Here is a 24,859-nt window from a genome sequence, read left to right as displayed (position 1 = left end):
ATGATTATCTTTCTAAGCGCATTGATTGCTGTTCTGCTCCTGATGAATATTTGGCAGTATGTTTCCCGAAGAAATTGGAATCGGCACATCCAGGAAATATCGAACAAAATGGCGGACATCATCGAACACCAAACCGCCGAGAAGGTGCTGCTCCAAACCGACCAGCCAGCGGTTCAACATTTGCTCATCCAAATGAACCGTCTTCTGGATTACAACCAAAGAGTGATTGCGGATTACGCCAGAACCAAGGATAGCCTGAAGAAAATGATATCCAACATGTCCCATGATTTGAAGACGCCCCTGACGGTAATTCTGGGGTATGCCGAGAAGCTAAACCATGACGAATCGATCACCGAAGAAGAACGGAAGCAGATGATCCAGCGGCTCAACGATAAGGTGAACAGTCTGGTTGCATTGCTTAACCAATTTTTTGATCTTGTAAAAATCGAATCGGAAGACTATGAAATCCCGCTCAGCAAAATTTCTCTCAATGAGATTTGCCGCCAAAGCGTGCTTGAGTTTTATGAGCTGTTGATATCCCAAGGTCTTCGGGTGGAGCTTGATATTCCGGAGCGTCCCCTTTACATACTTGGCAATGAGCAAGCGCTGCATCGAATATTGAGCAATTTAATATCCAATTCGATCCGGTATGGGAGTGACGGAGGCGTGTTTGGTTTAACTCTTCGGGAAGATGGAGATTCGGTTGCTGTCGATGTGTGGGATCGCGGAAAAGGGATTACGGAAGTCCACCAGGACCGCGTGTTTGAAAGACTTTACACACTAGATGATGCCCGAAATCCGCAATTCCAGGGAAGCGGGCTGGGCTTAAGCATCTCGAAACGTTTAACGGAGTCCATGAAGGGTTCGATTCAGTTAACGAGTACACCGTTTGAGAAAACGATGTTTACGTGCGTTTTTAAACAAGTGTCATATTAGTCCTTCCCAAGAGAGGTGTTCGGTCTGAACGCCTCTTTTTTACGAACTACAGGATGCAACATTTGATTCCAGCCTCACTTAAGAAACTTGTAAGGAATGAGTAAGAAAAATCATCCATTCTTTGCTTTAGGATAGAAGTAATCCAAAGAACGATTATAGACGGGAGGATCAAGCTCGCATGAATGAAGTCATTCGAACCCATGAGCTCACCAAAACGGTAAAAGGCAAAACGATTACTTCGAACGTTAATCTCACGGTAAAAAAAGGAGAAACCTACGGTTTACTAGGACCAAACGGTGCCGGTAAAACGACGATTATGAAAATGCTCACCGGGCTCATCATCCCTACATCCGGAGAGATTATGCTATTTGGCAAGAAGCTTACGGAATCAGCAAAGGACGGGTTAAAGCGAGTAGGAAGCATCATCGAGTATCCGATTTTTTTCGAGCATTTAACGGCGATGGAGAACCTGCGGATCCACTGCGAATATCTGGGCTTTTATGATCGAAAGGCAGTTTCCCAAGCGCTGGATATGGTCAATTTACACGGGATAGATGACAAGAAAGTGAAGGATTTCTCACTGGGCATGAAGCAGCGGCTCGGGATCGTCCGCGCTATGATTACGAAGCCAGAGCTGATTGTCCTGGATGAACCCACCAATGGGCTGGATCCCATCGGGATCAAAGATATGCGGGAATTGATCCGGATGTTAAACAAGGAATACGGCATCACGTTTCTTCTTTCCAGTCACATCCTGGGCGAGATTGAGCAGATGGCTGACCGAATCGGGATGATCCAGCAAGGGAAACTGGTAAATGAAGTGGCACTGGCGGACATACAGAAGCTGCGTACCGATTATATCGAACTGGTAACCTCGAATGTACAGAAAACGGTCTACTTGCTTGAGCATGATCTTCAAATTTCCAATATCAAAATCGTAAAGGACACAAGGATCCGCATATATGATATGAACCGATCCACAAGCGACATTTCAAAGACGTTGATATCGAACGATATTGAAATCGAGGAGATCCAGAAGCATACGAGTACGCTGGAGGACTATTTTTATAATCAAATCCAAGGGGGCGGTAAGGTTGGCTAAACTGATTGAGCTCGAGTGGAGAAAATTAGATCAAAAAAAAGTTATTGGTGAAGTGATTGTCTACTGGGTAATTATTATGTTTTTACCAACCTTCTTTATAAAAGTTATCTTTGCTGATATGGCTTTTGTGGATTTCTCAAAAAGCTATGCAAATGCGTTAGAGCTGATGCTGCCGATTCAAATGGGACTTCTTCTGTTTGGCGCTTCCATGATTAATCATGTGTTTATCGAAGAATATAAGAATAAAACGATGTCTTTATCTTTTGGATATCCGATCAGCCGAAAGAAGCTGGTTATGGCAAAAGTGTGTTTTATCTTCCTGGCGGTTTTCCTCTGCACGCTTGTATCCTTTGTCCTGTCCGGGATCACCACCTATGTGATTGATCAGATATTCGACGTGATACATGGACAGCCAACGCTGGAGGACTTCATGGCCTTTACGGTCAGATCGATTGTTCATTCCGTCGTTGTCGCCCTGATCAGCTTTGTTCCGCTGTTTTTGTTCGGAATATGGAAGCGGGCAGTGATTCCGACCGTGATTTGCGCCGTGTTTCTTGCGCAGTTCCCTAACTTCACCGGACTGCTTCATATTACGCTAAATACGGATATGCTATATGGCGTGCTGAGTCTAATCGGCGTGGCCAGTGTGTACTTGTCGGTTGCCAAGGTGAATCAGGTGGGGGATATCTAGCGATGAAGACTTAGGCGGATTTTCGTATACTGCGATTATGCATCGAATCAGTTACCAGATAATCGCTCTCCGCAACCTCTCTCGGGATGAAAGATCTATCCTGTGACCTGGTTGTGGAGTTTTTTTATGCAAAAATGAACTTTTATTGCCTTTGCCAACTCTTATCTATGGAAGGAGGGGGAACATGAGAATAAGCCGTCTTGTCAAACAAGCCCAAAGAGGCAGCAAGGAAGCATTATTGCAACTCATCATGGCCGATCAGGACGCTTATTATCGTCTTGCTTATTCATATATGGGAAACGAGCATGATGCGATGGATGCCATGGAAGACATGATTGTATCCATTTATGAAAAGATCGATCAGCTGCAAAATGGCGGAGCCTTCTACAGCTGGAGCAAAACCATTCTCGTCAATCGTTGCAAAACATTGCTTCGCAAAAAGAAGCGATATTTACCTATGGAAGAGGATCAAGAGCCATCACTTGCCGGATTAACTGACGATAATCCATTTCGCTATACAGAGTCTGCAATGGACATGGAGGAGCTGTTATCCCATCTTAATGCGAAGCAGCGGGAAGTAATCGAGCTTCGATATGTTCATGATCTGTCATACCAGACGATTGCGGACATGACCGGTGTACCAATAGGCACCATCAAATCAAGAATGTCACAAGGAATCCAAAAGCTCAAAGTCTTGATTGGAGGTGATCGTTATGAGAACGATCGAGGAGAAATTACAAGAGCACAAGCAGAGCATTAATAGGGTGCAAGCCCCACCAGAACTTGAGGGAAGACTTCGGAATGCACTTCAGAATGTTCCCGTCAAATCGAGAAAAAGGAATAAAGCTCTGCTATGGGTTGCATCAGCTGCTGCAGCATTCATTCTGATTGTCGGTATGTATCAATATCCTGCATTCGCTTATTACGGTGCGAAGCTGCTTGATCGAAACGAGTTGATCTCGTTCAGCTTTTCAGAAGTGGCGGAACAAGGCTACGGGCAAACGGTTAATAAAAGCAAAAAGTTTGACGACGGCTCGGTCATTACCATCAATGGTGTCATTTCGGACGATAATGCATTCTTAATGTATTACACCATCGATTTCCCTGCAGGCACTCGATTTGGTCCCGAGGATCGTTCATCTCATTACAACGTGGATAAATTACACGGATTCTTGACGGATTCGGATCCGAAAGCGGGATATGGAAATTATAGCAAAGACGGCTCGCAATACAAAGGAGTGTATAAATTCGAGCCTGTTAGTCCATTCTCCAGAACATTAACGGCGACTTTCAGTAAGTGGCAGGATAACGGGGAACAGGCATCTTCTACGATCTCCTTCAAATTTGAAGCAAATAAAGCAATGAAGAGTATTATAAATCAGAAAATTTCAAAATCCGTTGCTGTGGATCAGGGAACTATTCACTATGACACCATTACGGCCTCGCCAACCTCAACCATCGTGAGAGGGCATTATGAACTAGAGAATAAGGGACACCCATGGTTTTTTGCTAAAACAAAGCTATTGGTGAATGGAACCGAAGTGGAGTACTGGGGAGGAAGATCGAGCAATTACACCAACACGGGATTCCCTGGATTTGAGCTTGAATTCGATGTGCTTCCAACCGACAAAATTGAAACCATCGAGTTTGTCCTCGAAAATTTCGATGGATATCAAAAAGTAGAGGAACCTATTTCGCTAGTCTCTCCATCTGATCAATCCATCCGAATAGGCGGCGAAAAATTATGGATTCGCAGTGTAACAAAAACCGACAGTGGTTATGACATCGTGATTGCCAGAAAGCAATTTATCATTTTGGAAACGGACAGTTTATCCATACAAGTGGGGTCGAACGTTGTTCCCGTATCATCAATTTCCGCTGCACGGCCTTGGGATCTGAACAACGGTAACATTCTGTGGGAGCAAACGTATTCATTTAACACATCGGATAAGCCGGAACGCCTGTTGTTGGATGGATTCAAATATATAAAAACCTATAATAAAAAGATAACTATTCCTGTAGATAGCAAAAAATAAGATTATACGTTTTTATAACATCTTTGGTTTGAGGATAACGTTTGTAACCCTAGAGGCTAGTCACTTCCTAAAGAGAATGGCTGCCCTTTAGGGTTATTCTATTTTTAATATAAAACCATAAAGAGGCATACTTGGCTCGAAGAGCTTCCAAAACACCAAATAAGTAAAAAAAGTGAAACTATTGTAAAAAACACGAAATTGATAGCGCTTTCTTTTTGCGCCTATAATGAAACCACATGAAGCAGAATTAACACTTTGTTGGAGGTGCTTGGATGCATCAGCGTGGTTATTCGAGGACCAGATTCAAGTACGTGAAAGGTGATGGATGCTTATGAGTATTTTGACACCTAATAAAAGCAGCCTAGTATGGCTGATCACGGCCGGAATTTTAACCCTGGTTTTCCTGAGTGTCGCGATCCTCGCGAAGCCGAAACCTTCAAATGCAAATCAGGAAGACGCATTTATTGCAACGGTAAACGGTATTCCGATTCATACAAGTGAATATCAAAGAGCCATTCATGCCAATAAATCCGGGATCATCCATTATTTCCACGAGAAATATGATGCTGGGCAGTCGGCCACATTTTGGACCACTTCCTTCGGAGGAGAAATTCCGCTGGAGTTGTTAAAAGAGAAGGCACTGGAAAATAGCGTGAGTCTAAAAATTCAGCAAATCATCGCCAAGGAGCAGGGAGTGCTGCCTGAGATCAGTTACGACAGTTTCTTACAAAATCTCAATCATGAAAACGAGAGAAGACGAAAAGCCATCAAAAATAACCAAGTGGTTTTCGGACCCGCCCAATACACCGAGGAGGCTTATTTAGAATATGTGATGGGAAATTCCATTTTATCCGTCAAAAACCGCCTGATGGATCAGGAATGGAAGCCGACTGAACAGCAAATGAGAACGTTCTACGAGACCAGAGACCAAAAAAGATAAGTTGTACAGAGCGCCGGCAACTGTGAAGGTGCAGCAAATATCCTTGTCTTTTCTTGATGCTAACCTGAGTACCGATGAGGAGCTCAAACGTCAGAAAAAGAAGAGAATGAATGCGGTTCTGGGGAAAATTGCATCGGGATTGTCATTTGAGCAAGCAGCCAAAGAACTCGGTCATGAGGGGAAAGTTACGGAGCAATCATACAATCTGGATAGTTACAGACATAACGCTAGGAGTCCGGTTGCTCAAGCAGCCGAAAAGCTTCAAATAGGTGAAGTTAGCGGAATTATTGAAGAAAACGGCCATTTTCATTTAATTCAATGTATTGAAAATGAGAAGGCTGACTCGAATTTCCTGTCATTTGATGAGATCAAGGAACAGGTGCTAAGAGATTACATTGATCACAGATATGAAGAGTATGTGCGCACGCGAATTGCAGATGTGCAGGTTGTTGTGAACGAAGAGTCCTACCAAAACTTCAAGATGTAACGTCCTATATAAGTTGATTATAAGAATACGACTCAGGCAAGGGAGTAAAATGATTCCGAAAAAGTGGAACGGTCGCCTTTGGTTTCAGATTTCTACTGTACTCGCTTATATACAATCAAGAAATCTGGAACCAACAGCGATTGCAGGAACATTTTACGTACATGCCCTGACATCGATCCATTCATTTGTTCAACTTATATAGTTGATTTTACATAAATAAAAAATGAAGGGATGATTTGCTTTGAGGCCAAGGTATATGAAAAAAGTGATTTGCATGGTTTCGATTTTCTCCTTGTTCTGTACGTTCTTCACCGCTTTGCCTGAACCAGCGAATGCTGCCGGAACAACGTATTATGTGGACAGCACCGGAGGAGACGACAAGAATAGCGGCACAACCCAAGACGCTGCATGGAAATCGCTGGATAAGGTCAATGCGACTACTTTTTCTCCAGGCGACAAGATTTTGTTTAAAGCCGGGGAGAGCTGGAACGGCAGACTGTGGCCAAAAGGTTCCGGCGAGAACGGACGGCCAATCATTATTGATATGTACGGAACCGGCAGTAAGCCGTTAATCGCCGGTGTAACGACCGAACTTGAAGCCGTCTTTTTGAAAAACCAGCAATATTGGGAAATCAACAATTTGGAGGTGACCAACAGCTCGCCATTGCCTTTTGATCGGGATTGGGAGAATCCGCGGGGACAAAGGCGAGGTGTCTATATCTTAAATGAGGAAGCGGGCATACTGAATCATATTCATATTAAAAATATGAACATCCATGATGTCGATGGTTCCTATACCACACGTTCCGGCGGAATTATTTTCGATTCAGTCGGGTCGAATACGCCAAGTGCGTTTAACGATATTCTCATTGACGGAAATAAATTAACGGATGTGGATGCCTATGGGATTTTCATAGGTTCTAACTGCATTTTGCGCTATGGGATGGGCGATTTATGGCCTTGGGTACCGAAGCCTTACGGGCCGTGGACTCCGTCTACCCAAGTGAAAATTGCCAACAATACCGTCATTAGAGCCGCCACGGGCGGGATTGCTTGGAATGTTACCGATGGAGCTATTGTCGAGCATAACACGGTGCAGCAAGCCACTTACCTGGCCACGAATGCTTCGATTTGGTGGGCTTATGCGGACAACAATCTCGTTCAATTCAACGAATCTTTTGCAAGCGTTAACGGTGCAGAAGACGGCCATGGCTTCGACGTGGATGCAGGGAACTTCAATTCGCTCGTCCAATATAATTACAGCCATGATAACGCCGGCGGCTTTTTGCTTTTTGTTAACGATACCTATTACACGATCAATACGATCGTTAGGTATAACATCAGTCAAAACGATAGAAAAAGTATCTTCAGGTACAGCGGTTCGATTGATAATGTGTATAACTACAACAATACGATCTACGTAGGAGAATCATCGGGCAACCCGGTCATGAGCGATTATTTTACCAAGGCTTCAGGTGCTCCGCGCAATATTAAAAACTATAACAATGTGTATTACAGTGTCGGTGATAAAGGATGGGATTTAACGGGCCAAACGTTTGACTATAACGCTTATTACGGTGGGAACACGCTGGTTCAGGCCGATGCGCATGCGGTAACTGGCGATCCACGGTTCGTGGATCCCGGAAGCGGCGGCAACGGTATGGACACCGTAGATGGGTACCAATTGCAACCGAATTCGCCTCTAATCGGCGCAGGTATTCGCATTCACGATAATGGGGGGCGGGATTATTTCGGCAATCCATTATACAATGGAGCTCCCGATATTGGTGCCCACGAATACGGCGGTACCGTTCCTCCAGCGGGAGATATGCCGGATCCGATCGTCATTGTTCCGAAACTGCCCGATAGCACGCCAATTGACAATCTAGCTACACAGGCAGCTGCAAGTACGACCTTTGCAACATCAACTTCGCAGCCCATAGAAAACATCAACGATAACTATTATGACATGGCTTGGTCTACCGATCCTTCGCCTTCATTCCCGAACTATATTACGCTCGATTTCGGTGATCAAACGATTTCTGCTAACCAATTGAAGTTAAATACAAGATTCGGTACAGAAATGGGAATCACGAATTTTGATCTTGAATATAGTAACGGTTCTGCATGGATTCCAGTTCGGACGAATATTCACCTGACTTGGGATATGAATGATGGATCGGACGAGATCAAAACCGTGGAATTCCCGCTCACTCGATTTTCTAAAATAAGATTGAAAGTAAATGAGGGGAACCGCCAATCGGGACGTATTGCCCTGAACGAGCTAGAACTGTACAACAATCCGGATTTATCCAAGGACATGGTGAGCACGACCTTTGCTACAGGAGCAGGCACAATTGCCAATATTATCGACAATAATTTAAACTCGGCGTGGGGGAGTACGGGCGATGTGAGCTTTCCAGGTTATATCACGCTAGACTATGGCGAAAATGCTGTGCCCGTCAACGAAGTCACTTTGGTTACCTTCTTCGGCATTGGCCAAGGGATTACTCATTTCGATGTTGAGTATTACGATGGCAGCAGCTGGAACACGGCTTTATCCAATGCAAGGATTGAATGGAAGCTGAACGACAGCACCAAAGAACGGCATACGGTTACTTTTCCAACGGTTAACGCCTATAAACTTCGATTGAAAGTTAACGATGCGAATCGGATATGGGGAAACATTGCGCTTAATGAGCTTATTGTTAGCTATTCCTCTGCATCCGTACCCGTTACAGGAATTTCGCTCGATAGACCAGCGTTGACCTTTAATTCTTTGTCGGATCGCACAACTAAGTTACTTGCCACGATTGAGCCTGACAACGCGAGCAATAAAAAGATTTCATGGAGTACGGATCAAGCTCAGATCGTTACGGTTGACGATAACGGATTGGTAACAGCAGTAGGGGAAGGGAAAGCAGTCATTACGGCAACGACGGAAGACGGGAATTTTCAGGCTGCAAGCAGCGTTACTGTCGATTGGACAGCTCCTGAAATTACGATCCATCCTGTAGTCACAACGGAATATAACTCAGGTGTTTTTCAACCGAAATTTGAGCTCTCCGACAACCTGACCGGAATCGACAATATGAAAACAGAAGTAATGTTGGACGGGAAAGTGCTATACACTTTAAGTGATATCCCTTTGTACAAGCTTGATCTTGGAACACATACCTTTACGGTAACGGCCTTTGATTTGGCAGGGAATACCGCAACAAGGTCTATTGAGTTTCAAGTCAACACAAGTTACGAGACGCTTGAGGAGTTAGTTCACCGTTTCGCAGACGTGGGTTTGATTGACAACCAAGGCATCGCCAACAGTTTGCTGAAGAAATTACAAAAGCAAAACCTTAGCAGTTTCATTCAGGAAGTACATGCACAGAAAGGAAAACATATAGCTGCCGAGGCTGCGGGTTATTTACTTCGCGATGCAAAGGCTCTTCGCAATCAATAGAAGACAATCAATCAAAGACCAGGTTCCATGGAAAATGAAATAGGTAATCCAAAGTGATGAATAAGATATTTACATTGAGATCAATTGAAAAACACATCGAATCCAATTTGTTCGATGTGTTTTTCGCTTACGCAACCACCTAGAATAAAATATCTTCATCCCAGGAAGGCCGGGACTGGTTCTATTGCAAGTTCAATCCTTTTACAGTAAACTAACAATTACATCTTAATTATATGGAAGGATGAACGATAACGATGACCATTCCTTCATTGCATAGAATCAATGAACTGAGCCGCAAGCAGAAATCCGAAGGCTTGACCCAAGAAGAATATACCGAACAGCAAAAGCTTCGCCAGGAATACTTGAAAGACATCCGGGGCCAGGTTCTCTCCACGATGTCTACCCTGAAGGTTGTAGACCCGAATGGTGACGATGTTACCCCTGAGAAATTGAGAATAACCCAGCAACAGAATCGGTCAAAGCTGAATTAAGCTTCATCTCATAAAGCAATGGTCCGTAATATGGATAATTGACCAGGACCCATTTATGATCCCGGAAGACAGACAATGTTGGTTGTCCGTTTTTCCGGGTTTTTATGTACTAGCGGAGGGGAGAAACGATGAACAAAACCGAGCGCCAGTTCGCCATCATGCTTGAATTGCAGCGGAGCAAGGTGCTGCGGGCGGAAGATTTGGCTGCCCATTTCGAGACAAGCGTGCGGACAATATATCGAGACATGCAAGCGATCAGCGAAGCAGGGGTTCCGATACTTGGGTCTCCAGGGCATGGGTATTCCCTAATGGAAGGGTACTTTTTGCCGCCGGTTGGTTTTACTGCGGAAGAGGCGGTGGCATTGCTCATGGGGACGGATATGATTGAGCAGCGGCTGGATGGCGACTACAAAGCAGCTGCGAGGGCAGCTCGAAGCAAGATTGAAGCGATACTTCCTGAACCCATTCGTGAGGCCTCAGCGGATGTCCGGGAAACGATGCAGTTTCTTCATCCCGGCGGACAGGGGGAGAACGAGCTTGGACAGGTTCGGGGTGCCATTTTGGAGCGGCGGAAGATAAGGATGCGTTACCTGAAAAAAATACCGGATTCGGATGGAAAACGGATGAGCGACCGGATCGTTGCTCCATATGGCCTTGTGCTCGTCCAAGGGAATTGGATCATGATCGCACGCTGCGAGCTGCGTCAGGAGATCCGTCATTTTCGATTATCGCGCATGAGGGATGTTACGGTCTTAGAGGAAAGGTTTAACCTTCCCCAAGGATTTAAGCTGAGTCAATATCGTCCGCCTGACGATCGTAACGTTCATGTGACGATTCAAGTAAATCCGGAAATTGCCGATAAAATCACCGAGACCGCGAGCTTCTATATCGAAGCTTCTGAGCAAATGGAACACGGTCTTCTGGTCCGCTTTCGAGTCAGACAGCCGGAAGAATTGCTCCCCTATATTCTCAGCTGGGGTGGGGACGTGGAGGTGCTGGAACCTGATTCCTTTCGTAACCGGATTCGAGAAGAAGCTGAAAAAATACGAAAACGCTACTGACACGCTGTTGTCAGGAGCGTTTTTTTATATTGGGTATATACCAGATGGAAGAGGAGATATCATGATGAGAAATACAGTAGAAGCTTTGCAGGCGTTTGAAACAACAGTAGCGGTGTATTTAAACGAGCTGGGACACCTGGAGCTGGAGGAGCTGCATATCAAGCCGAACGAAGAGGAATGGTCCATTGGGCAAATGTACATGCATTTGATTCAATCGGCTCAATATATGCATCTGCGCAATGTCGACCAATGTTTGGCCGGAAACGAAACGGCCGTCGAATCCCCTGGGGAAAAAACGGAGAGAGGCAAGGCGGTATTCGAGCTTGGAAGTTTTCCTCCTGTCAGGATACGAATTCCGGCGTCTCCGCAGTACACGCCGCAGCAGCCGACGAGCAAAGAGCAGTTAGTTGAAGGTCTTCAGGGCGTAGTGGAGCGGATGAAGCGAACGGAACCGGTTGTGCGTCAAGCAGACAGCAGCATCACGATTCCTCATCCCGGATTCGGAGCCTTAAACGCCAAAGAGTGGTTTCTGCTGGTAGAGATGCATTACAGGCACCACCTGCTGCAGCTCGATCGGTTAAAAAAGGAGCTGTCCCTCTAAGGACTCCCCTAATGGATTGATGATCAAGCGGAATTGACAAAAGAGCGTCTCAGTGGAGACGTTTTTTTGTTGTCGATCCTCGTCTATGAATCTCAAAATTTGCTTGATAGAATTAGAGATATTTGGTATGATGAACTCACATAAAGCTACTCACGATAAATGGCAAACTTGTCGAAAGGCAAGGACGCAAAGCTATAGGGCCTTCTTGATAAACCATCAATGGCAGCCAGCTACCGAACGAAGATGCTTTTTTTGTTTTTTATATGAGATTTTTATTCAATTAATTCTTTGAAAACTCTACTACGATAACGGCAAACTTGTCGAAAGATAAGGACGCAAAGCCACAGGGCCTTCTTGATGAACCGTCAATGGCAGCCTGGCTACCGAAGGGAGTTTACAGTATGCGCAACATGGTGTTGGCTATTGTAGGGTTTATTGCGTTATTCGTATTGGCTCCGGTTGTACATGCTTCCCAAACGGGAGATTGGCTGGATCTGGAGCAGCTTGATCGCGGAGTCATCGCCGTTCGCTATGACGTGAAAGCGGACGTGAAGACGAAGCTTATGATTGCAAAAGGGCAAAACAAGTATACATATACGCTTTTAGCGGACAAGCAGCAGGAGACCTTTCCGCTGCAAATGGGAAACGGTCGTTATACCATAACAGTGCTGGAGCAGGTCAACGGTACCAAGTATAAGATCGTTCAAGAAGCGGAAGTTAAGCTTCAACTGACCAATAGCAGCAAGGTATTTTTGAACTCGGTACAAAACATCGATTGGCGTTCAAGCGACAAGGCGGCTCAGCTTGCAAAGAAGCTAACTCGGTCCGCAGGCACCGACGAGGAAAAAGTAAAGTTGATCCACGAATATATCGTCGATACGATCCGGTACGACAAAGCACTCGCATCCAGTGAGCTGACGGACTATCTTCCCGATATTGACCGCACGCTGTCAGGGAAAAAAGGCATGTGTTATGATTACGCCTCTCTGTTCGCATCCATGCTGCGGAGCGTGGACATTCCGACTAAGCTTGTAATGGGGACAACGGATTATGTTGACGTTTACCACGCTTGGAATGAGGTTTACCTGAACGGGCGGTGGGTAACGATCGACACGACCGTTGATGCGGGATGGAAGAGCAAGGGTGCCGGTTTCAAAATGATTAAAGAGGCATCTCGCTATTCTGCAGCCAAGTATTATTAAAATAATTTTATAGCTAAAACCTTAAGCTTTGGACCATTGTCCAAGGCTTATTCGGGTTTTTATTCAGAAAATATTCAGAATCGGGCGTTACAATGCTAGAAGCTCAATTGGTTCTTAAGGAAAATACAGGCACCAATGTATCGTGCGCCAAATAAAAGTATGCGGAGGTGATGGACGAACAAATCTCTTATCGGCATATGATCCGAGAGATGGTTGGCTCGATTTGCGCACGCGAAAGCGACATCGGAACCAAATATATTGAGGGTAATGGAGAGGCTGAGGGAGAGATCATGAAGAAAAAAGTAAGTGGAATCGTATTGGCTCTGCTGCTTATGATCCAAACGTGGTTTGGAGGATCGGACTGGACGGTCAATGCATCGACTAATGTTCCAGAACCGGTAAGCGTGCAGGATTCAGTGTATGGAGTGACGGATGATGTTTATGGCCCGTCCGAATCAGAAATCAATAATGATAGCATTTTAACCAAAGTTGTGTTAACCGACATGGATGGCACCGTCATTGATGCCGTTTATAATCCGGACAGCAGCCTGGATATCGGTGCAGCCGTTAATCTAGGCTACGAATGGGAGCTGCCGAACGGTCACAACTACAAAAATGGAGACTCATTTACCTTCGAGCTGCCGCAGCAGTTTGAAATCTTCACGGAGATTGACTCACCGCTCGTTACCGGTCAAGGTGAAGTTGGCCGTTTTACGGTGGACCGAAACGGCAAGGTTGTGATGACCTTCAATGATTACGTGGAGAGCCATTCCAACATCAGCGGCAAGCTGGAAATTCGCACTGAATTCAAGAAGGAAGTTCTAAAAGGAAGCACCGAAATCATTATTGCTATTCCGATAAAGGGCGGGGTTCAGACCGTCATCGTGAACCTGAAGCCGCAAGGCGGAAAGCTGATCGAGAAGCAAGGGAAAGCGATTGGCAAAGATCGGATCGATTGGTCGGTTCAGATCAACAAATCGTTAAATAAAATCAAGCACGCAGTCATCACCGATGAAATGCCTGAAGGCTTGGAGCTCATCGCGGATTCCGTAGAGGTATACAACCTGCAGGTTAACGGTGACGGCTCAGCGGTTCTTGGCGATCAGCTGGATGCCGGCAAGTACACCGTCCAAACAGGCGGTGGCGGCAAACTGGAGCTTGCATTCTTGGACGAGACGATCAGCAAAGCCTACGAAATTCGCTTTTCGACGAAGCTTGTCGGCGAACAGTCCCGTTTTGAGAACACCGCTGTTCTAACTGGCGACGGGATGGAAAATGCCCAATCGACGGCTACAGTAACAGTAGATCGCGGCAGTTTCTTGGATAAGACATATAGCCAGGACAAGGACACAGGGATCATCACTTGGACGGTGAAATACAATTTCAACGAGAAGAAGATTCCGAGCGCTCAAGCCATCATTACAGACCAAGTTAGCGAGAACCATTCCTGGATTGCCGATTCGCTGAAGGTGTATAACGGGGATTCGAAGGATGCCAGCGCTTTGGTATCAGCGGATGAATACACCGCTGTAGCTAAAGGTAAGCACGGATTCGAGCTTCAATTCAAGAAGGATATCGATTCGCCTTATACGATTGTTTACCAGACGGAGCCGGTCGATCGCTTGAGCTCCGAGGGGAACGCAGTCAAGAACAAAGTCGTATCGGGTGAAGCGTCTAAGGAAGTAACGGCTCCGGGCTACGGAAGCCGTGCCCTGGTAAAAGGATCCTCGAACGTCAATTTTGACACAAAAGCCGCGAAGTGGATAATTACCGTCAATGGCGATAAAAAGCCGGACGGCACCAAATACATCATGGAGAATGTAGTCATCACGGATACGTTCCCGCAAGGCGGACTTGAATTCGTTCCGGATTCGGTAATCGTAAAAGCGGACGGTAAAGTCGTTCCAGCGAGCGAGTACACGGTGAAGTACAATGATTTACGCGAAGGCTTTATCATCGAGTTCTCCAAGATTGACACCACCTATACGATCGAATATGAAACGAAGTTTAACATCAACTGGCTGAAGGATCGCAAATGGGACTTTTTAAACAGAGCCTCGATGACATGGGTCGAGGAAGGCAAGGTGAAAGGCCCGATTGTGCGGGATGCAAGCTTCTCCGCTGATGGTTATACGAAAAATAACGGCGGTAAAGACGGCAGCTACAATCCGATCAGCAAAGAAATTACGTGGAACGTCAAGATGAACTATAATCTTGATTCGCTTCAGGAAGCGATCGTTACCGATGTGCTGCAGCAGGATCAGAAGCTTGTTCCGGGTTCGGTCAAGGTCTATGAAATGAAGCTGACTGGAGGACGGAATGGCGTTCAGAAGGGCTCGCTAGTTCCCGCTTCTCAATATGAAGTGACAGGACCATCAGAAACTAATGGCAACAAGCTGTCCATTCGCTTTGTCGGCCCGATCTCATCCGCATACTGGATTGAATTCAAAACATCGCTGGAAGGTACATTGATTGTCAACAAAATCGATAATACTGCGGAGCTGTCCGATGGCAGCGCGAAAAAGGCAACATGGAACGCCAGCGTAACGATTCCTCACGGCGGGGAATATGTGAAGAAGAGCGGCTCCCAGAACGGAAACAAAATCGACTGGGAAATTCGCATCAACGAAGGTCAGTCGCATATTTCCAACGCAAAAATTATCGATAATCCAAGTCCGAACCAGATCTTGATCGAGGATTCCTTCCGCTTGTATGCGACCAAGATCAATGCAAACGGAAAAGCGGAAAAAGCCCAAGAACTGACTAAAGGGAAGGATTATACCTTAACCATCCATAGGCTTGATGGTGATAAAGAGACATTCGAGTTGAAATTCACAAATGACATCTCTACGGCCTATATTTTGGAATATCAGTCGTTCATTATTGCTGAAGATAAAGAGGCAGTACAGAATAAGGTGGCTCTTGAAGGAGATCAGCTGAAGACGGAGATCCGGGAAACGACGGAAGAGGTTATTGTCCGTACTTCCTCCGGTTCAGGTTCGGGAGGCGGCGTAACGGGAAGCCTGGAAGTAACGAAGGTGGATCAGGACGAACAGACGAAGCCGCTGGCGGGAGCCAAGTTTGCGCTTTACGACAAAGCTGGCAAACGTGCGCCGATCGTAAAATCCTCGGATGATGAAGGCAAGATCCTGTTTACAAAGCTGCTGTACGACGAGTATATTTTGGAAGAGCTGGCCGCTCCTGAAGGATATAAGATCGAGCAAGCGAAGTGGGACGTAACGATTGACTCCAGCATCAAGAATCAAGATCATGTTAAGAAAATGATCGTTACAAACCGCAAGGAAGAGCCGGTTATACCTGGCGAGCCTACGGATCCAACAGATCCAACAGATCCGGAGAACCCAACGGATCCTGGCAATCCGACCGATCCAGGCTACCCGGGGAGCCCAACCGATCCGGGCAATCCGACGGACCCAGGAAATCCGGGGAACCCAACGGATCCAGGCAATCCGACAGATCCAGGTAACCCGGGGACCCCAACGAATCCTGGCAATCCGACAGACCCAGGTAATCCGGGCAATCCGACCGGTGAGGTAGAGGTGCCGGACGAGGACATTCCAAGAGGTGAACCAACAACGCCTCAAACGCCGGAGACACCTCCGACAGAGCCGGAAACGCCTACCGTCGATATTGACGAAGAGGATATTCCCCGAGGAGGCGTCGAGCCTGAGCCTCAAAAGCCGGAAGCACCAACTCCTTCTGAGAACGCTTCGACACCGCAGCCAACGGTTCCTATGCTTCCAAAAACGGGTGAATCGAGTCCTTATCCGTTCTATTTGGCGGGTCTCGGGCTGATCGCTTTCGGTGTATGGTTAGGTCGCAAACGGATGAACATGAAACAATAGCACGTTGTACTTCGGCTCTTCTTGTCCAGTAACCTGGGCAGGGAGAGCTTTATTTCTTGCAGCATCCCGTCATATGCTTAAGCACTGAACGGCAAAGTTCGAGAAGAAAATTTTATGATTTATTATTGACTGAACGATCTATAATTGATATGATGAAGCCATCAAAAGGAGGTGCTAATAAGACAATATAGTTGAAGCAATGGTATTTTTTTAATTAATATAGACCGAACGGTCTGGAAAGTCGTTTTCTTGAACCTTCATTCTTGACTGAATAATCCGATAACGATAGTATTATGGGAGTGAAGGAGGCAGACGAAAATTGGCAAGGAACAAAGAATTTGACACGACATTGGTCCTACATAAGGCTATGGAAGTATTCGGTCATTACGGTTATGAGGGCACGTCACTGCAGCTTTTGCTCGAAGGATTGGGTATAGCGAGACAAAGCTTGTATGACACCTACGGAACGAAGCGAGATCTCTTTATCAAAGCGGTTAAGTATTACCTGGACGAGAAATCGTCTGCCGTCATCGCCCATTTGGCTCAACCAGGCTCTGTCAAGGATACGATTGCCGAAATCTTTGCGATTATCGTCGATACATTGAAGGATGAGCAGCGCCGCAAGGAGTGCCTAATTCTGCATAGCGCAATTGATCAGGTACCTCATGATCCCGAGATTGCACAGATTTTCGAGCAAGATAAGATTCGTTTGGAGCAAGCGCTATACGAGGCATTAGCCCGTGGCCAAGAGCAGGGAGAGTTAGGATTGAATCAGGATCTTCGCTCGCTGGCACGATATTTATATCATTCGCGTTATGCACTGACGCAAGTAGCAAAATTAACGGACGACCCTCTCGTCATCGAACAAGTTGCTGCAGTTACTCTATCTGTACTTGATCATAAATGAAGCGTCCTTTTTCGCGCTTCATTTATTCATGCGAATAATAGAATGATCAGTCCGTAATGGCGATCATTTTGGATTATTCAAGTCTACAATCGCGCATATATTAGATCGATTGGTCTATAATATTGCGCATATTAGATCGATTGGTTCGTAATTATGTTTATATTAGATCGTTTAGTCTATAAAATGGAAGGGGAAATTGTATATGAGTTCAAGTAAATTCAAAGGCTTGGCACTTTTCATTCTAGCCATCTCCCAGCTCGTTATGGCACTCGATTACACCATAATTTTTGTAGCGATGCCGTCTCTCGGCAACGAACTCGGGTTTTCGGCAAACCATCTGCAATGGGTCGTCAGTGCATTTTCACTCGCTTACGGCGGTTTCTTGCTGCTTGGCGGGCGCTTATCGGATCTTCTTGGCAGACGGCGCATGTTTATAATCGCCATGGCACTCTTTGGCCTAGGTTCGCTGCTTGGAGGATTATCTGAATCGCAGCTGATGCTCATCGTCGCAAGAGGGGTGCAGGGTCTTGGAGGAGCTCTGCTCTCTCCCGCAACGTTGTCATTGATTGTGTCTAACTTTAACGAAGGAGCGGAACGTAACCGTGCAATGGGCATATGGGCTTCCATGGGCGGTGTCGGCTTGTCGCTTGGATTACTCCTTGGCGGTGTGCTCACCAGCTATATCGGATGGGAAGCAACCTTCTTCGTTAACGTGCCAATCGCGCTTATCGTCATTATTCTTGCACCCATTGTACTTGCCGAGAGCAAGGTATCCACGGCAACCAGGCACTATGATGCTGCCGGAACGATCTCCGTTACTGCTGGGTTAATGCTCGTCGTATATTATCTAATACAGTCACCGGTGGAAGGCTGGTTCAGTGCATCGACACTTCCTTATGTGCTGCTTGGAGCGGTGCTGTTTCTCGCTTTCATAATCATTGAGCGGCGTACGAAAGAGCCATTGATTTCCTTCGGATTGTTCCGTAATCGCAATTTGACCGGAGCAGCACTCACTGCATTTCTGTTGTCGGCCTCGTTCGGGTCACTGTACTACTTTCTGACGCTGTATACGCAGGGTGTCTTGCACTATTCGGCCATTCAATCCGGCCTTAGCTTCCTGCCGCTTACGCTTAGCGCTTTACTTGGTGCCCGGTTCATTAACAAAATACTCACTAGGATCGGCGTAGCAGGTACAATCGCTGCCGGCATGGGTCTGGGAACGATCGGTTTTTTACTTCTGACAAGACTGTCGGAAACAGGGACGGCGTGGGGGATCATACCAGGCACGGTTATTATCGGCCTCGGCCAAGCGCTTGTGTTTACAACGATGTTTATCGCCGGAAGCACGGGAGTGGATCCTAAAGTACAGGGCGTTGCTTCCGCGCTCATTTCGACCGGCCAGCAAATTGGAGGTGCAGTAGGCTTGGCCGTGATCATGGCCATGATTTCGGCTGGTATGGGTACGAACGAAAGTCTCGAAACCATGATGGCGACGGAGCTTAACCAAGCGATCCGGACTGCGTTTCAAATTGCGGCTGTCACTACGGTGCTTGGCATCGTAGTAGCTTTCTTGGTGCTTAAACAGCCTAAGGCATCGAAGAATGCAGATACGGAAGTGACCATTTCCCATTAAAAAACGCAGTAATATTGAGAATAAGGAAGAGGGGCCGCGGATAACGCGGCTTCTTTTTTACGGCCGAACAATACCGCTATGGCATAAAGCACCCTTTGAACATCACCGTAAAAGGCAACCGAGAACAACATTTCATGTTAATGAGCATTGGTGGTGCATTCCATTCAGATCGATATAATGAAGACAAGGGATGTGAAAAATATGATTAGTATGAATTTAAAAACCATGCGCAAGCTGCACCGATTGACTCAAGAAGAAGTGGCTGAAAAGATCGGCGTGTCCAGGCAGGCCGTAGCTAAATGGGAAAATGGAGAGACCGTGCCGGATATTCAAAACTGCTTAGCTCTAGCCGAACTTTACGATGTTGTATTGGATGACTTGGTCAAAAATTCCGATAAGCATGTCAAAATAGGGATTCGGCCGAAGGGAAAGCACATGTTCGGGATGGTAAAGGTTGGAGACCGGGGACAGATCGTGATACCCAAAAAGGCAAGAGACATATTCGATATCCGTCCTGGGGACAGGCTTGTGGTTCTGGGGGATGAAGCGCAGGGAATCGCCATTTTGAAGAGCGAAGGCTTGCTGCAGTTTGCCGAGGAGATCCTTCAATCGCAGAACGACGAGGAGGAAGATGAGTGTTAGCTATTGAAACGAAGAATTTATCCAAAAGATACAAAACCAAAACGGCCGTCGATTCGCTCAATCTCTCGATAAAGCAGGGCGAGTTGTTCACGCTGCTTGGCGTGAACGGCGCAGGAAAAACAACGACCATCAAGATGCTGACTTGTCTGAGCAAACCTACCAGCGGCGATGCGATTCTATTGGGAGACAGCATTATCTCCAATCCCTTTGCGGTGAAGGAGAAGATTAACATTTCGCCGCAGGAAACGGCAGTCGCTCGCAACTTGTCCGTCAAGGAAAACCTCGAGTTTACTGCAAAAATCTATGGATTCGACCGGAAAGAAACAGCCTTGAAAGTACAGGAAATGCTCGACACCTTCAGTCTTGCAGAGGTGTCCCCAAACAAAGCAAAAACGTTATCAGGTGGTATGCAAAGACGGCTTAGCATTGCAATGGCGCTGATTTCTGATCCCCAAATCCTGTTTCTCGATGAGCCTACCTTGGGCTTGGATGTTATCGCTAGAAGGCAGTTGTGGTCAGCCATTGAAAAACTAAAAGGCAATATTACCATCATTTTAACAACACATTACATGGAGGAGGCGGAAGCGCTCTCGGATCGCATCGGAGTCATGTCGAAAGGTAAACTGAGGGCTGTCGGTACGACGGCTGAATTGACGGCAAAGACTAGCACGGGATCGCTAGAGGATGCATTCGTATCTTTGGCAACACTAGAGGAGGCAACTGGATGAAGACGGCAGCATTTTCCGCACGAAACCGGAAGGAAATGATTCGGGATCCGTTGAATATGGCTTTCGGTATTGGTTTTCCACTGGTCATTTTGCTGCTCTTAACGGCGCTGCAATCGAATATTCAAGTTGAATTGTTTGCTATCGATCAGCTGGTTCCGGGAGTCGCCGTATTCGGATTATCGTTCATCTCGCTTTTTTCAGGGATGCTCATTGCTAAGGACAGAAGCACTTCATTTTTAATGCGATTATTTACGGCTCCATTAACGGCTCCGGACTATATCCTGGGATACACGTTACCTTTAATTCCGATGGCGGTTCTTCAAATAACGATAACCTTTATCGCGGCAGCCTTCTTGGGACTGGCGATCCATTTTAATGTTCTGCTGTCCATCGTTGTGCTGATTCCGGTAGCCATTTTATTTATCGGCATTGGGCTGCTGACAGGAAGCCTGTTTAACGATAAACTCGTCGGGGGCGTGTGCGGAGCTTTATTGACGAATCTCAGCGCATGGCTGAGCGGGACATGGTTTGATCTTCATCTGGTGGGCGGTTGGTTTAAGGGGATAGCCTACATGCTTCCTTTTGCCCATGCGGTTGACGCGGGAAGGGCAGCCATTTCGGGAGATTACACATCGATTTTACCTCATCTTTGGTGGGTGATCGGGTATGCCGCTGCCGTGCTGATTGTAGCGATCTTTGTATTCAGGAAGCAAATGAGCAGTGATAGCGATTAGACTATTGAACGAAAATCGATGATATAATTGCGTATCGTGTAACAAGATGTCCATACGGCCTGTTGGAGGTCAAACACATTTCTGTAAGAAAGGTCGCCGAACTGGCGGCCTGAATTTTTGATAATCCTATACATCAATCAATGTATAGTCTGCGCTCCATCCAATACGGATGGGGCATATTTGTGTTTAACATCATTTATGCCTTTACCAAATTTGGAATTCTAAAAATCTTTGATCAAAATTAACAATGATTTTATATGATTGACGGGAAATCGGTAAAGGGGAAGTGCTGTGCGTAAAAAAAAGCAGGAAAACCCTATTCATTAACGAAATGCTCTTTCAATAAACGGAACATCTTGAATAAAAGCAAATCGATGGAGGTATGTCGCTAAATGTACACCGTTCTGATCGCCGAGAATGAACCATGGGTATTGAAAGGAATCGTCCAGATGGTGAAAGCTGCCGGGATGGAATTCCAGGTTGTTGGAGAATGCAGCAATGGAAATGAAGCATGGAACATGATACAAGAAGTGTGGCCCATGCTCTTGATCACGGATATCATGATGCCTGAGCTGGATGGGTTATCTTTGATTAAACGAATCGCCGAGCAGCGAATTCCCATGGTATCCGTCATTATCAGCGGCTATGACAATTTTCAATATGCACAAAAAGCCATGAGCTATGGTGTATCCGAATATTTACTGAAGCCGCTGGAATATGAAATACTGACTGAAGCATTAAAGCGATCCAAGGATAAGCTGGAGTCGCTAAAGGATCTGAACAACTATATCGTCAGGTTCCAGTGTTTATTGGAAAACAGTCAGGGTTTGGCGCTCGATACCATCATGCAGAAGCAAAACCAATTGATTCAGTCGATCTTAAGGTTACATGGTCTGAACAACAATGCCCGGGTCGGGCTGCTGAATATATTGGACAACAAATTGAAGACCCTGCTTAATGATTTTGGCATTGAGTTTAGGGATATCCCGAAATCCAAGCACCAGGATGAGACCTCCATCTTGAAATACTACATGGCGATGCTGGAAAAATGGTATCTCGAGTATCCCCGAATGGTGAAATCAAGCATGCCTGAGGCCATCGCCCAATCATGTCGCTACATTGAGACCAATTTTAAAACGAACCTATCGCTCGCGGAAATGGCGAACCTAACGAATTTCAGCATTTCCCATTTCAGTATGTTGTTTAAAGAACATACGGGCAGTTCGTTCGTCAGCTATGTGAACCGATTGCGTGTTGATGAAGCCAAAAAGCTGCTGAGGACAAGCTCCTACGCTGTATCCGAAATTGCGGACATCGTCGGATACGCTTCCGGTCCGTATTTTACGCGAGTGTTCAAAGCACATACCGGCGTGTCGCCCCTCGAATACAGAAGGAGGATGGGTTCATGAAATGGCGGAACTGGCATTATCGATTCTCATTCAAAACGAAAATCCTCGGGCTGGTATTCTCCGTTAGCATGATTTCCGTTTCGCTGATGGCGGTGTTCACATCGTATTACTATACCGAATCAGCTAAAAATGATTTCTACATGATTGCCCAGGATTCTACGGCGAGAATGAACCATCAGCTTGACCGGTATTTCACGCAAATGGCCCAATCGACATATGCATCCATTGCCGGTCCATTGCCCTCGAATTCCATGCTCGGCGACAATCCGGAAAGCGGGCTGCTGCAGAAATGGCTTATTCGTGGTCAATTGTTCAGTCGGGAGCAGGAGGCACTGGTTGAAGGGATCATGTCGAAGTATATTGCAATTAACTACTCCAACGTCCTGGGGCTTGTGCTCCGTTCACACGACAACCGGCTGATTTATTCGAAAGACCATTCTTTAAGTCATCCCATGATTAGATCCTCACCTTGGATTAACGATACGTTGGCCGACACATTAACCATCGTTCCCTCCCATTATCGTCCGCAAAATACCCTCATGGCGGCATACCCCTATATTACTCTGATCGTTCCCGTCTTTGATCCAAATTCACTTAAGCTCGTCGGCAATTTGAATATCGCCTTATCCATGACCGAAATCGAGGATATTCTTGGACAGACGCGACTCGGGAGAACCGGATTCTTCTTTATTGTCGATTCCTCAGGGGAGATCGTTTATCATCCGGACGTCAACTTAGCTGGTCGTCGTGTTGAAGACACCGCAATTAGAGCTCTCCCGCTTGGAGGGCAGGGGGCTGTTATCAAACGAAATGGGGAGAAAATTCTGATGTCCGGCAACCGGTCGGAGCTGACAGGCTGGAATCTGGTTGCTTCCGTCCCTATGCACGAGATGGCGAGCGGTCTGGACTTCGCGCGAAAAGCAACGTTGTTTGTCATGAGCGGCATTATTGTTATATCCCTGCTCTTTATCCCAAGGATGGTCGACCAAGTAGTACGTCCCATTCTTCGCCTGCGAAATCTGATGAAACAAGTGGAGCAGGGGGACACAAGCGTCTACGCGGAGGTGATTGCCGGGAAGGACGAGATTCAGCAGCTTAACGGAAGCTTTAATCAAATGACGACCAGGCTGAATGAACTCATACACACGGTTCATCGTCTGGAGATCAACGAGATGCAGCTTCAGCTCAGGCAAAGAGATGCGCATATTCAGGCATTACAGAATCAAATCAACCCTCATTTACTCTACAATACACTGGAAATTATCAAAAGCATTGCTTTTATAGAAAAGGTTCCGACGATTGAGAAAATGGTGACCAGTCTCGCAGCCGTATACCGGTATTCATCAAAAATGCCCGGGGCTGAAGTGCTGCTAAGGGATGAGCTGAAAAATCTGCAGCATTATTTAGAAATCATACATATTCGTTTTGAGCATTTTCAAAGCCGCATATCGGTGCATGAATCTTGTTTGGATTGCCGCGTGATCAAGCTATCCCTGCAGCCGATCGTAGAGAACAGCGTAAAGTATGCCGTAGAACCCAAAAACGGAAATGCCCAAATCACGGTTACGGCATATGAGAGCGACGGTGACCTCATCATTGATATATCGGATAACGGGAATGGGTTTCCTGAAGAGGACCTTGCCCGGATTCGTCATCGAATGAAACTTGTGGAGCAACAGCCGGAGCCTGCCTCCCACGAGGAATCGGTTGGACTCATCAATGTCCATTCCAGAATGGCATTAAGATATGGCCCGCCATACGGCGTTAGTGTGCATTCATTACCGGGAAGAGGAAGCAAAGTGTCGCTTCGATTCCCAAATAAGATAAATTCATGATCAGAAAATCGGATAAAAAGATCATCCATTTGTGAAAAAATGACCCCCGGCAACAAGATATATTAAATGGCATAAGGGCAAATCAAAAATTGTGTAATGGA

At 46.1% G+C, this 24,859-nt stretch carries 20 protein-coding genes and 2 riboswitches; all 20 genes read left to right on the top strand.

Annotated elements, in window-relative coordinates; all coding sequences use genetic code 11:
* The 20 genes from NST08_RS16835 (at position 1) to NST08_RS16740 (ending at position 24,758) form a co-directional block, all read left to right on the top strand.
* The gene (locus NST08_RS16835; RefSeq protein WP_213614032.1) at positions 1-936 is read left to right on the top strand and encodes a sensor histidine kinase; all 936 of its coding nucleotides are present in this window, start codon (positions 1-3) and stop codon (positions 934-936) included.
* Positions 937-1,114: 178 nt separating this feature from the next.
* Complete coding sequence (locus NST08_RS16830; RefSeq protein WP_341342027.1) at positions 1,115-2,038, top strand: ABC transporter ATP-binding protein; 924 nt, start codon at positions 1,115-1,117, stop codon at positions 2,036-2,038.
* Positions 2,031-2,729 carry an ABC transporter permease gene (locus tag NST08_RS16825; RefSeq protein WP_007131923.1) on the top strand — a complete coding sequence of 233 codons (699 nt, stop codon included), beginning with the start codon at positions 2,031-2,033 and terminating at the stop codon, positions 2,727-2,729. The genes NST08_RS16830 and NST08_RS16825 overlap by 8 nt, the downstream gene beginning before the upstream one ends.
* Before the next feature lie 184 nt (positions 2,730-2,913).
* A complete protein-coding gene (locus NST08_RS16820) occupies positions 2,914-3,489 on the top strand; it encodes an RNA polymerase sigma factor (protein WP_341342026.1) in 576 nt (191 codons plus the stop codon).
* Positions 3,443-4,765, top strand: a complete 1,323-nt coding sequence (locus NST08_RS16815; RefSeq protein ID WP_341342025.1) for a DUF4179 domain-containing protein — start codon at positions 3,443-3,445, stop codon at positions 4,763-4,765. The genes NST08_RS16820 and NST08_RS16815 overlap by 47 nt, the downstream gene beginning before the upstream one ends.
* Positions 4,766-5,096: 331 nt before the next feature.
* Positions 5,097-5,705, top strand: coding sequence for a hypothetical protein (locus NST08_RS16810; protein WP_341342024.1), 609 nt, complete (start codon positions 5,097-5,099; stop codon positions 5,703-5,705).
* 43 nt (positions 5,706-5,748) lie between these two features.
* Positions 5,749-6,192: a peptidylprolyl isomerase gene (locus tag NST08_RS16805; protein WP_341342023.1), complete on the top strand. Its 444-nt coding sequence runs from the start codon at positions 5,749-5,751 to the stop codon at positions 6,190-6,192.
* Positions 6,193-6,448: 256 nt separating this feature from the next.
* The gene (locus NST08_RS16800; RefSeq protein ID WP_341342022.1) at positions 6,449-9,649 is read left to right on the top strand and encodes a discoidin domain-containing protein; all 3,201 of its coding nucleotides are present in this window, start codon (positions 6,449-6,451) and stop codon (positions 9,647-9,649) included.
* Between the two features lie 254 nt (positions 9,650-9,903).
* Positions 9,904-10,140, top strand: a complete 237-nt coding sequence (locus tag NST08_RS16795) for a DUF896 domain-containing protein (protein ID WP_007131928.1) — start codon at positions 9,904-9,906, stop codon at positions 10,138-10,140.
* A gap of 128 nt (positions 10,141-10,268) precedes the next feature.
* Entirely contained in the window at positions 10,269-11,201 is a 933-nt protein-coding gene (locus tag NST08_RS16790) for a helix-turn-helix transcriptional regulator (protein ID WP_341342021.1), read from the top strand.
* A 64-nt stretch (positions 11,202-11,265) separates the two neighbouring features.
* A complete protein-coding gene (locus tag NST08_RS16785) occupies positions 11,266-11,802 on the top strand; it encodes a DinB family protein (RefSeq protein WP_210094985.1) in 537 nt (178 codons plus the stop codon).
* A 151-nt stretch (positions 11,803-11,953) separates the two neighbouring features.
* Positions 11,954-12,040: riboswitch (cyclic di-GMP riboswitch) on the top strand.
* 62 nt (positions 12,041-12,102) lie between these two features.
* A riboswitch (cyclic di-GMP riboswitch) is annotated at positions 12,103-12,190 on the top strand.
* Between the two features lie 13 nt (positions 12,191-12,203).
* Positions 12,204-13,004, top strand: coding sequence for a transglutaminase-like domain-containing protein (locus NST08_RS16780; protein WP_341342020.1), 801 nt, complete (start codon positions 12,204-12,206; stop codon positions 13,002-13,004).
* 170 nt (positions 13,005-13,174) lie between these two features.
* A complete protein-coding gene (locus NST08_RS16775) occupies positions 13,175-16,870 on the top strand; it encodes a collagen binding domain-containing protein (RefSeq protein ID WP_341342019.1) in 3,696 nt (1,231 codons plus the stop codon).
* 319 nt (positions 16,871-17,189) lie between these two features.
* Positions 17,190-17,777 carry a TetR/AcrR family transcriptional regulator gene (locus NST08_RS16770; RefSeq protein WP_251535022.1) on the top strand — a complete coding sequence of 196 codons (588 nt, stop codon included), beginning with the start codon at positions 17,190-17,192 and terminating at the stop codon, positions 17,775-17,777.
* Between the two features lie 202 nt (positions 17,778-17,979).
* Positions 17,980-19,410: an MFS transporter gene (locus tag NST08_RS16765; protein WP_341033494.1), complete on the top strand. Its 1,431-nt coding sequence runs from the start codon at positions 17,980-17,982 to the stop codon at positions 19,408-19,410.
* A gap of 201 nt (positions 19,411-19,611) precedes the next feature.
* On the top strand, positions 19,612-20,052 hold the full coding sequence (locus NST08_RS16760) for a helix-turn-helix transcriptional regulator (RefSeq protein WP_040739603.1): 441 nt from the start codon (positions 19,612-19,614) through the stop codon (positions 20,050-20,052).
* Positions 20,046-20,780, top strand: a complete 735-nt coding sequence (locus tag NST08_RS16755) for an ABC transporter ATP-binding protein (protein WP_007131276.1) — start codon at positions 20,046-20,048, stop codon at positions 20,778-20,780. Before NST08_RS16760 ends, NST08_RS16755 begins: the two co-directional genes overlap by 7 nt.
* Complete coding sequence (locus NST08_RS16750; protein WP_251535018.1) at positions 20,777-21,514, top strand: ABC transporter permease; 738 nt, start codon at positions 20,777-20,779, stop codon at positions 21,512-21,514. The genes NST08_RS16755 and NST08_RS16750 overlap by 4 nt, the downstream gene beginning before the upstream one ends.
* A gap of 392 nt (positions 21,515-21,906) precedes the next feature.
* A complete protein-coding gene (locus NST08_RS16745) occupies positions 21,907-22,923 on the top strand; it encodes a helix-turn-helix domain-containing protein (RefSeq protein WP_144878919.1) in 1,017 nt (338 codons plus the stop codon).
* Positions 22,920-24,758, top strand: a complete 1,839-nt coding sequence (locus NST08_RS16740) for a cache domain-containing sensor histidine kinase (protein ID WP_341033493.1) — start codon at positions 22,920-22,922, stop codon at positions 24,756-24,758. The genes NST08_RS16745 and NST08_RS16740 overlap by 4 nt, the downstream gene beginning before the upstream one ends.
* Positions 24,759-24,859 lie beyond the last annotated feature (101 nt).

The organism is Paenibacillus sp. FSL K6-1566 (assembly GCF_038050475.1).
In the GTDB taxonomy this organism is placed as follows: domain Bacteria; phylum Bacillota; class Bacilli; order Paenibacillales; family Paenibacillaceae; genus Paenibacillus_AQ; species Paenibacillus_AQ lactis.
The sequence above is the reverse complement of the archived record's forward strand: the minus strand, read 5'-3'. Positions and strand labels throughout refer to the sequence as shown.

Bases quoted from the DNA above. Each gene is read 5' to 3' on its own strand.
- NST08_RS16750 (WP_251535018.1), top strand. From the start codon at position 20,777: ATGAAGACGGCAGCATTTTCCGCACGAAACCGGAAGGAAATGATTCGG.
- NST08_RS16760 (WP_040739603.1), top strand. From the start codon at position 19,612: ATGATTAGTATGAATTTAAAAACCATGCGCAAGCTGCACCGATTGACT.
- NST08_RS16790 (WP_341342021.1), top strand. From the start codon at position 10,269: ATGAACAAAACCGAGCGCCAGTTCGCCATCATGCTTGAATTGCAGCGG.
- NST08_RS16815 (WP_341342025.1), top strand. From the start codon at position 3,443: ATGAGAACGATCGAGGAGAAATTACAAGAGCACAAGCAGAGCATTAAT.
- NST08_RS16765 (WP_341033494.1), top strand. From the start codon at position 17,980: ATGAGTTCAAGTAAATTCAAAGGCTTGGCACTTTTCATTCTAGCCATC.
- NST08_RS16775 (WP_341342019.1), top strand. From the start codon at position 13,175: ATGGACGAACAAATCTCTTATCGGCATATGATCCGAGAGATGGTTGGC.
- NST08_RS16785 (WP_210094985.1), top strand. From the start codon at position 11,266: ATGAGAAATACAGTAGAAGCTTTGCAGGCGTTTGAAACAACAGTAGCG.
- NST08_RS16795 (WP_007131928.1), top strand. From the start codon at position 9,904: ATGACCATTCCTTCATTGCATAGAATCAATGAACTGAGCCGCAAGCAG.
- NST08_RS16810 (WP_341342024.1), top strand. From the start codon at position 5,097: ATGAGTATTTTGACACCTAATAAAAGCAGCCTAGTATGGCTGATCACG.
- NST08_RS16740 (WP_341033493.1), top strand. From the start codon at position 22,920: ATGAAATGGCGGAACTGGCATTATCGATTCTCATTCAAAACGAAAATC.
- NST08_RS16780 (WP_341342020.1), top strand. From the start codon at position 12,204: ATGCGCAACATGGTGTTGGCTATTGTAGGGTTTATTGCGTTATTCGTA.
- NST08_RS16800 (WP_341342022.1), top strand. From the start codon at position 6,449: ATGAAAAAAGTGATTTGCATGGTTTCGATTTTCTCCTTGTTCTGTACG.
- NST08_RS16835 (WP_213614032.1), top strand. From the start codon at position 1: ATGATTATCTTTCTAAGCGCATTGATTGCTGTTCTGCTCCTGATGAAT.
- NST08_RS16745 (WP_144878919.1), top strand. From the start codon at position 21,907: ATGTACACCGTTCTGATCGCCGAGAATGAACCATGGGTATTGAAAGGA.
- NST08_RS16820 (WP_341342026.1), top strand. From the start codon at position 2,914: ATGAGAATAAGCCGTCTTGTCAAACAAGCCCAAAGAGGCAGCAAGGAA.
- NST08_RS16830 (WP_341342027.1), top strand. From the start codon at position 1,115: ATGAATGAAGTCATTCGAACCCATGAGCTCACCAAAACGGTAAAAGGC.